The 1,213-nt window shown below is 56.1% G+C and carries 1 protein-coding gene; it reads right to left on the bottom strand.

Going from position 1 to position 1,213, the window contains the following annotated elements:
* Positions 1-196: 196 nt before the first annotated feature.
* Positions 197-1,126, bottom strand: coding sequence for a helix-turn-helix domain-containing protein (locus tag JIN78_RS17795; RefSeq protein WP_200393144.1), 930 nt, complete (start codon positions 1,124-1,126; stop codon positions 197-199).
* Between the last annotated feature and the right edge of the window lie 87 nt (positions 1,127-1,213).

Genomic DNA, 1,213 nt, shown 5'->3' with positions numbered 1-1,213 from the left:
TGGTGCAGGGACCCATTGCGGACGCACAATGGCCTCCCGCAGTGGTGCAGGGACCCATTGCGAACGCACAATGGCCTCCCGCAGTGGTGCAGGGAGCCACCCGGAGCAGACAATGACCTCTCGCAGTCGATGGAGTCTCCCCCATTGCCGCCCCTCGCGATGCCGACATAATGGGGTGGTGACCAACCACCGGTTGCTAACCGATCAGCCGCCAGTCGAGCAGAGACTGTATTTTTTCGTTTTCCATCGATTGCCAAGACCGCAGTTCCCGCGTTGAGATCCCGAAATATTTCTTAATCACAGCAGAAAGATGGCTGGAACTACTAAATCCCACCTCGTAGGCAATCGCAGTGAGTGAGGCCCGCGAATGCATACGGCGGCGTGCTTCACGAATACGCTCATTGATGATATACTGGGCCGGGGTGGTGCCAAAACGGGCTCGAAAAGCGATCAAAAGCTCGTGCTCGCTTAGCCCAACCTCGGAAGAAAGGCGCTGTAAGGTGAGCGCTTCTCCGAGATGCTGCGCAATGTAGTCGGCCAGTGCGCTCATTGACTCTAGGTAATGGTCCTCCCCCTCCTTCCGATGCGGAGGTAGTAGCAAGGAGCGCACCTCCTCCTCTATGCGAGCAAAAACCTGTTGCTGTCTTTCCCGACTCCGGCTCACACGCGCTTTCAGGTATTCGAGAAGGAGGAGGTAGAGCGAGTAACAAGTAAGACCCTGCCGCGGCACCACGTGCCCTTTGCTCCGGAAGAGGAGGTGGGCATAAGCAATTTCCCCTTTCCCCCAAATGTAGCTCTGGTAGCGCCGCCCCGCAGGAAGACACCACACCTCCCCACAGGAGGCGTTGCCCTTGCTGCCCACGTGGCCCCCCAATTTGGTCCACAGGCAATCGGCCCCTCCCGTGAGATGCACAATCAGCTGGTCGGTCGGAGGAATGCTTAGATAATCAGTGTCTTTCTGGATGTCTACACGGTGAAAATGAATACTCTCGATTAATCTCCCCATTTGCACCGCAGTCTCCGAGTCTTCGGAAAAATTCGCAAGAAATTTCGCTAGAAATTCTGCTAGAAATTTTACTAAAAAATGAGATAAGAGAAACGAGGAACCACCAAATAGTGGGAGCACGAGGGAGCACGAGGGAGCACGAGGGAGCACGAGGGAGCACGAGGGAGCACGAGGGAGCACGAGGGAGCACGAGGGAGCACGAGGGAG

It is taken from the genome of Roseibacillus ishigakijimensis, from assembly GCF_016595415.1.
Classification (GTDB): domain Bacteria; phylum Verrucomicrobiota; class Verrucomicrobiia; order Verrucomicrobiales; family Akkermansiaceae; genus Roseibacillus; species Roseibacillus ishigakijimensis.
The sequence above is the reverse complement of the archived record's forward strand: the minus strand, read 5'-3'. Positions and strand labels throughout refer to the sequence as shown.